This is a genomic window from Limnovirga soli (genome assembly GCF_013106755.1).
GTDB classification, from domain to species: domain Bacteria; phylum Bacteroidota; class Bacteroidia; order Chitinophagales; family Chitinophagaceae; genus Limnovirga; species Limnovirga soli.
On the sequence record NZ_WHPF01000069.1, the window covers coordinates 1 to 234 of the forward strand.

General features: G+C 49.6%; 1 protein-coding gene. It reads right to left on the minus strand.

Annotated elements, in window-relative coordinates; genetic code table 11:
- On the minus strand, nucleotides 1-234 hold a 234-nt coding region (locus GD597_RS21800; RefSeq protein ID WP_216368676.1), incomplete at both ends, for a hypothetical protein.

The window sequence follows — 234 nt, forward strand, 5'->3', positions numbered from 1 at the left end:
CCCACCCGTTGCGGTTGTGGTGATACTGCCATTGCTATTACCACAACTGGCTGTTATACTGCCCGCTGTTACCGTTGCAGCTCCACTATTACTTACGGTGACTGTGGTTGTGCCGATACAGCCATTGGCATCTTTTACACTTATGGTATAGGTGCCAGATCCTACTCCGCTAAACACATTGCCAGTCTGGTAGGTAGTTCCATCGATGCTGTATTGTAATGGTGCGGTACCACC